This window comes from Paracoccus sp. (in: a-proteobacteria), assembly GCF_030604785.1.
Classification (GTDB): domain Bacteria; phylum Pseudomonadota; class Alphaproteobacteria; order Rhodobacterales; family Rhodobacteraceae; genus Paracoccus.
The window spans coordinates 1-7,192 of record NZ_JAUVVF010000071.1 but is presented as its reverse complement, the minus strand read 5'-3'; the positions used below and the strand labels follow the sequence as shown (position 1 = coordinate 7,192).

4 protein-coding genes are annotated in these 7,192 nt (G+C 69.9%); 2 read left to right on the top strand and 2 right to left on the bottom strand.

The window, feature by feature from the left end; genetic code table 11:
• Positions 1-2,213: ATP-dependent Clp protease ATP-binding subunit ClpA (gene clpA, locus QAR72_RS15320; RefSeq protein ID WP_304618245.1), on the top strand; the 2,213-nt coding region annotated here is incomplete at its 5' end.
• Between the two features lie 226 nt (positions 2,214-2,439).
• Here the strand turns inward: clpA and QAR72_RS15315 are convergent.
• Both QAR72_RS15315 and QAR72_RS15310 read right to left on the bottom strand, forming a co-directional pair.
• A complete protein-coding gene (locus QAR72_RS15315) occupies positions 2,440-4,800 on the bottom strand; it encodes a YbcC family protein (RefSeq protein ID WP_304618244.1) in 2,361 nt (786 codons plus the stop codon).
• On the bottom strand, positions 4,800-6,380 hold the full coding sequence (locus QAR72_RS15310; protein ID WP_304618243.1) for a proton-conducting transporter transmembrane domain-containing protein: 1,581 nt from the start codon (positions 6,378-6,380) through the stop codon (positions 4,800-4,802). The genes QAR72_RS15315 and QAR72_RS15310 overlap by 1 nt, the downstream gene beginning before the upstream one ends.
• Before the next feature lie 100 nt (positions 6,381-6,480).
• On the opposite strand from QAR72_RS15310, the gene QAR72_RS15305 reads away from it, so the two are divergent.
• On the top strand, positions 6,481-7,192 hold a 712-nt coding region (locus QAR72_RS15305), incomplete at its 3' end, for a LysR family transcriptional regulator (protein WP_304618242.1).

The window sequence follows — 7,192 nt, the reverse complement described above, 5'->3', positions numbered from 1 at the left end:
TGACCGAGGAACCGGACGCCGTCAAGGTGATGCGGGCCTGCAATGTCGATCTGGACGAGCTGCGAAGCACGCTGGTCGATTTCATCGAGGACGATCTGTCCACGCTGATCACCGATGTCGAAGGCTCGGAGGCGGTGCCGACCGCAGCCTTCCAGCGGGTGATTCAGCGCGCCGCGATCCACGTTCAAAGCTCGGGCCGGCAAGAGGTCACGGGCGCCAACGTGCTGGTCGCGATCTTCGCCGAACGTGAATCGAACGCGGCCTATTTCCTGCAGGAAATGGACATGACGCGCTACGATGCGGTGAACTTCATCGCGCATGGCGTGGCCAAGAACCCCTCGTTCAACGAGCCGCGCAAGGTCATCGGCGCCGAAGAGCCCGAGCAGAAGGCCGAAGCCGCGCCCGAAGCCAAGGACGAGACCGCGCTTGGCAAGTATTGCGTCGATCTGAACGCCAAGTCGCGCAAGGGCGACGTGGACCCGCTGATCGGCCGCGAGGCCGAGGTCGAGCGCGCGATCCAGGTCCTGTGCCGGCGCCGCAAGAACAACCCGCTGCTGGTAGGCGATCCGGGCGTGGGCAAGACCGCCATCGCCGAGGGCCTCGCGCTGAAGATCACGCGCGGCGAGACGCCGGACGTGCTGGCGGGCGCCACGATCTTTTCGCTCGACATGGGCGCGCTGCTGGCCGGGACCCGCTATCGCGGCGATTTCGAGGAGCGGCTGAAAGCCGTCGTGAAAGAACTTGAGGCTCATCCTGACGCGATCCTCTTCATCGACGAGATCCACACCGTGATCGGCGCGGGCGCGACCTCGGGCGGGGCGATGGATGCCTCGAACCTGCTGAAGCCGGCTTTGGCGGGCGGCAAGCTGCGCTGCATGGGCTCGACCACCTACAAGGAATACCGCCAGCATTTCGAGAAGGACCGCGCGCTGAGCCGCCGGTTCCAGAAGATCGACGTGAACGAGCCCTCGGTCCCGGACACGATCAAGATCCTGATGGGACTGAAGCCGCATTTCGAGAAGCACCACGACCTGCGCTACACGAACGAGGCGATCAAGTCGGCGGTGGAACTGGCGTCGCGCTACATCAACGACCGCAAGCTGCCCGACAGCGCCATCGACGTCATCGACGAGGCGGGGGCCGCGCAGCATCTGGTCGCGGAAAGCAAGCGGCGCAAGACGATCAGCCCCAAGGAGATCGAGGCCGTCGTGGCCAAGATCGCCCGCATCCCGCCCAAGAACGTCAGCAAGAACGACGCCGAGGTCCTGCGCGATCTGGAGGGCACGCTGAAACGCGTGGTCTTCGGGCAGGACAAGGCGATCGAGGCGCTGTCCTCGGCGATCAAGCTGGCCCGCGCCGGCCTGCGCGAGCCGGAAAAGCCCATCGGCAACTACCTCTTTGCCGGGCCGACCGGCGTGGGCAAGACCGAGGTGGCCAAGCAGCTTGCCTCGACCCTCGGTGTGGAACTCCTGCGGTTCGACATGTCGGAATACATGGAAAAGCACGCGGTCAGCCGGCTGATCGGCGCGCCTCCGGGCTATGTGGGCTTCGACCAGGGCGGGCTTCTGACCGACGGCGTGGACCAGCACCCGCATTGCGTGCTGCTGCTGGACGAGATCGAGAAGGCGCATCCGGATGTCTACAACATCCTGCTGCAGATCATGGATGCGGGCCGTCTGACCGACCATAACGGCCGGCAGGTCGATTTCCGCAACGTGATCCTGATCATGACCTCGAATGCGGGCGCCTCGGATGCCGCCAAGGCCGCCATCGGCTTCGGCCGCGACCGGCGCGAGGGCGAGGATACGGCCGCGATCGAGCGGACCTTCACGCCCGAATTCCGCAACCGTCTGGACGCGATCATCAGCTTCGCGCCGCTGTCGCGCGAGGTGGTCGTCCATGTGGTCGAGAAGTTCGTGCTGCAACTGGAAGCACAGCTGATGGACCGCAACGTCCATATCGAACTGACCCCCGAAGCCGCCGACTGGCTGGCCGAAAAGGGCTATGACGACCGGATGGGCGCACGCCCGCTTGGCCGCGTCATCCAGGAGCACATCAAGAAGCCCTTGGCGGAAGAGCTGCTGTTCGGCCGCCTGACCAAGGGCGGCATGGTGCGCGTCAAGATCGAGGACGACAAGCCGGCCTTTGACATCACCGGCCCCGAGACGCCGCGCCTCGGCAAGACGAAGACGCCGCTTCTGACCGCCGAATAGCGCGACAGGGCCGCCCGGACGCGATGCTCCGGTCCGGGCGGTCCATACCATCGTCACATGGACGCCCTGCGGGGGGCTTCGCAGAGGCGAAGGACAGCGCGGATCCAGAAAGATCACCGGCAGAGCGTAGATCGATCACGCCCATGGCCCGCAGCCCCACGGGGCTCCTTGCCAATCGACGCGAAAGCGCGGGGCCGGAGGTTCACTCCGGCCCCGCGCCGTTCGTTCAGGAGAATGCGATCCAGTCGCCGCCGCCGACATAGCGGGTCGAGACGCGGCCCTGTTCCAGCGCCAGCAGATGCAGCCAGCCATTGTCGAAAAGCTGGCGCAGCCCGTCATGGCGCGCGATGATCGCCGAAATGGCCTCGCGCGGCGCCTCGACCATCACGCTGAGGCGCAGGGGTTCGTGCGCCAGCGTCTCGCCGTCATGGATCGCCTGCCAGGGCAGGCCCGGACGCAAGAGCCCGCCATTGCCCTGCACGACGCCGATCCCGCCCACGACGTTGTGGATCAGCTTGTTGCCGCCGCCAAAGATCTCGGGCGCGACGGCCGATCCGTAATATTGCAGGCTGATCCAGCTTGCGACGACGACCGGCGCGGTCAGGATCAGCTCCAGCGTGGCGAAACCGTCATCCTGCCGCCAATCATAGCTGTGCAGGAAGGCCCGGCCAGACAGGTCGCGGCCCGACGTCGCCTCGCGCGGGGCGGCGATGAAGGCGGCGCAGCCCGCAAGGCCCCATTCGGGACGGATCTCGGCCCAGTCATGGGCACGCCGGGCGATGGTCTCGGCGTTGGCGCCGGGCAGGCGCAGGGCGCGTTCGGCCCGGGCCAGATCCGTGGCGCGGTCCAGCCAGGACGCGGCCTGGGTCAGGTCGGCGCGATGCGACAGCGCGAACCCCTCGTCGAACAGGGTGATCCGGTCGGTCGTCGTGTCGTGCAGCCCCGCCACGAACAGCGTGTCGGCGGGCAGGTCGATCCCGCGCGCAGTCAGGCCCGCCCGCGTTTCGGGATCGTTCAGCAGTCCCGCCAGAAGGCGGGCCGAGACCGCGCCCGTCTGGCCGCCGCAGGCGCCGCAATGATAGCCGCTTTCATGCGGGTTGTTCGTGACCTGCGCACCGTGGCCCACCAGCAGGATCAGCCTGGCATGACCGCGCGTCAGGCTCATGGCGCGCAGGACGGCCGCCGCGGTGTCGGCCTTGGTCGCCGGATCGGGCGCGGGGTCCAGGCGCGGCGCGGGGTCGTGGCCCGGCCGCGCGCCCGCCCGGCCCAGAGCCGAGCCCAGAAGCTTGAGCCCGTAGGCCGGGCCTGCCGCCTCGACAAAGGCGAAGGACGAGACCGCCGCCTGCCGGAACCGGCCCCAGGCGCGTTCGGCCCGCGCCCCGATCCGCATGCGCTGTTCGGTGGCGGGGGCGGCGTGGCTGGTCGCCGTCATGGCGGGGTTCAGAAGGACGGGCAGATGCGTCTCGGCCCGGTCGCTGCCATGGGGCAGATGCGTGACGGGCAGGCCGAAAAAGCCCGCAAAGCCAAGCGTCTGGATGCCGGGATCCTGCGATTCGAGCGCGCGGCGGAACACTTCCGAGCGCACGTCAATGCAGAAGGCCGCCTGCAGGGCCGGCCGCGCGGGCGCCGGCCGCGGGCCGCTGAGCAGCGCGGCCAGCCGACGCTGATGCGCGCGTTCGGCGGCATCCTGCAGGATCGTGTCCAGCACCATGTCGCCATCGGGCGCGACCGGCGCCTCATGCGCGGCGACCACCTCGGCCCAAGGCGCGGCCAGCGCCGGGTCGCGGGCCAGAAGCGCCTCGTCCCAGATCAGGCGGATCGCCAGCAGGTCGGTCAGCGCCGCGTCGGTGCCGCCCTGCATCTCGGCCTGCCAGAGCAGCCAGCGCGCGTGCTGCGACCAGCCGCCAAGCTGGATCAGCAGCGAATGGAAGCAGGTCGGCGCGGCGGCCTCGGTCAGGCCAAGCGCGTCGCAGGCCCGCAGGATGGCGCGTTCGGCCGTGTCGGGGCTCGCGGCGACATGCGCGCAGAAGCCGCCAAGGCCCGCGATTTCCGGCGTCAGGTCATGGCTGGCCCAGTCGCGCCAGCCGGCCAGCGCGCCCCGCCCGGGCGCGGGCGTCCAGAGCGCCTGCCCCCGGTCGAAATACCCCGCCGCCCACAGACCGATGCTGCGCGCGATGACCATGGGCCAGTCGATGCCGTCCTTCCGGGCGGCCAAATCCGCAAGGCTGGGCAGCACGGGCGCGGGCGCGGCCGGGCGCACCATCGCGGCCCTCAGCGCCGCGAGGCTGGGCGGTTTCAGCGGCGACGGACTGGCCGCAAGCGCCTGTTCCAGATCGGCATCGGTGATCGCGCCTGCCGCAACCGCTGCCGCATGGTTCGCCCGGTCCGGGATGATCCGGGCACCCGAGACCCGCGCCAGCCTGGCGGCAGCGGCGGCCAGATCCTCGCCGGTCTGGCCCAGCATCGGGTTCACGGCGACGGTGGCGTCCAGCGGAAAGGCCGGGGGGATGGCGCGGGCTGCGGCCTCGGCGGCGGCCAGCAGGTCGGTGGCGCGCCGGGGCGCGATCTCGATCGGTTTGAGGAACATCATGCCTCTCCTTTGGCTTGGGTGGCGCCGGACCGGCGGAAGCCGCCGATCAGCCGGTCAAGGACCGCGTTCAGGTAAAGCCCGTTGGCCAGATGGACGCGCAGACCCGCCGCAGCCGGATGATGCGCCCAGAGCGGGAACAGCGCCTGTGCAAAGGCCACCAGGCCGAAGGACAGGACCGCCAGCACGATCAGCGCCCATTCCAGCGCGCCGGCCTGCGGGGTGGCGGGCAAATGCGCGCCCCAGGCCAGCGAAGCCAGCGCGTGAAAGCCGAAATAGGCCAGAGCCGCCGCGCCCGAGGCCGTCACCATGCGCCGGGTAAGCGCCGCGGGCGCGCTGTCGGCCAGACCCTGGGCGACCAGATAGGCCACGCCGAAGATCAGCATCGCACCCAAGGCCAGCGCCTGCGGGTTCTTGGGCGCGCCAAGCGCCGCAAAGACCCAAGCCATTGCGGCGTAAAGCGCCAGCGCTGCTAGGAAGGACCGTCCCACCGCGCGCAGGCCCGGCACCGCGACCGGCCCCGGCTTGCGGGCCGCCGCGACCGCCTGGACCGCCCCGCCCGAGGACAGGAAGGCATGCGCCTTGTAGAGCGAATGCGCCACGATATGCAGCAGCGCCAGCGCCCAGAGGCCCAGACCGCATTGCAGCAGCATGAAGCCCATCTGCGCGACCGTAGACCAGGCCAGCGCCGTCTTGACCGCGCTCTGCGTCAGCATCACCACCGCGCCGAAGAGCGCGGTGATCCCGCCCGCCATGACCAGCGCGGCCATCGCGCCGGGGCTGGCCTGCACCAGATCGGCCAGCCGGATCAGAAGCACGCCGCCCGCATTGATGATGCCCGCATGCAGCAGCGCCGAGACGGGGGTGGGCGCCTCCATCACCTCGGTCAGCCAGCCATGCAGGGGGAAGGCCGCCGTCTTCAGCAGCGCCGCCAGCACCAGGAGCCCGACTGCGATCCGCGCCGGCAGGTCCAGACCCGTCGCCGCAAGGGCCGAGATCTGCGCCAGATCCGCCGTCCCGAACGAGGACCACAGCAGCATCGCCGCCGCGACCAGCGCCAGATCGCCCATGCCCCAGACCAGAGTGAACTTGGCCGCCGCGCGCCGCGCCTCGGGGCGGTTCGCGTAGAACAGCAGAAGCTGCCGCAGCCCGATCCCCACCCCGATGAAGGCCGCCAGCAGCACGGCCAGGCTGCCCGCCTGCACCAGCACCATGACCAGCGCCAATACCGCAAGCGTCAGGCCGTGAAAGGCGCCTTCGCGCGGCTCTCCGTCCATGTAGCGGCGGGAATAGCGGATCACGACCCAGCCGACGAAGCCGACCAGCAGCGCCAGCGTGAAGCTGACCGCGTCAAGCCGCAGCGAGACCAAGGCCGCGCCCTGCCCGACCGACAGGACCTGCGGTCCGACCAGCGCGGCATGAAGGGCCGCGGCCCCGGTCAGGGCCAGCGCGGAGAGCGCCGCCAGCTCGGCCTGACGCGGCAGGGCGCCCGGTCGCGCGCCGGGGCGCGCCAGCGCCGAGGCCGCGACCGCCAGCAGGATCAGCGGCGCGAGGGCCGCCAGAAAGGGAAACAGGGACATCCGGGAACACTCCGATTGCTGATGGCGCAGAGTTAGGGCTTGCCTCACTTTTATAAAATTACATATTTTCGGCGTGATCGTTCTGTTTCATGGATGAGTCATGCTGAACCTGCACCATCTGCGCCTGTTCCGGGCCGTCGCGCTGGACGGGACGCTGACCGGCGCCGCGCGGCGGCTGAACCTGTCGCAATCGGCCTTGTCCACGCAGCTGCGCGCGCTCGAGGCGTCGTTGGGCCATGACCTGTTCGAGCGGCGCGGCCGGGGGCTGGTTCTGACCGAGGCGGGCCATATCGCGCTGGACCATGCCGAGGCGATCTTTCGCACCGCCGACGACCTGACCGCGACGCTGCGCCAGACCGGACAGGGGCGGCAGGCCTTGCGGGTCGGCGCGCTGGCCACGCTGTCGCGGAACTTCCAGCTTCAGTTCCTGGCGCCCGTGATCGGGCGGGCGGATGTCGAGGTGGTGCTGCGATCGGGCTCGCTGGCGGAATTGCTGCGGGGGCTGGATGCGCTGTCGCTGGATGTGGTGCTGACCAATCTGGCGCCGCCCGGCGATGCGGCCAGCCCTTGGCTGATCCACCATCTGGCCGAACAGCCCGTCAGCCTGATCGGCACCCCCGCCCGGATCGGCGGCGAGGCGCGGCCCTTGGCGCGGCTTCTGGCCGAGGAGCCGCTGATCCTGCCGACGGGCGACACGGCGCTGCGGGCCGCGATCGACGCGATGCTGGCGCGGCTGGGCATCACGCCCGCCATCGCGGCCGAGGCCGACGACATGGCGATGCTGCGGCTTCTGGTGCGCGAGGATGCGGGGC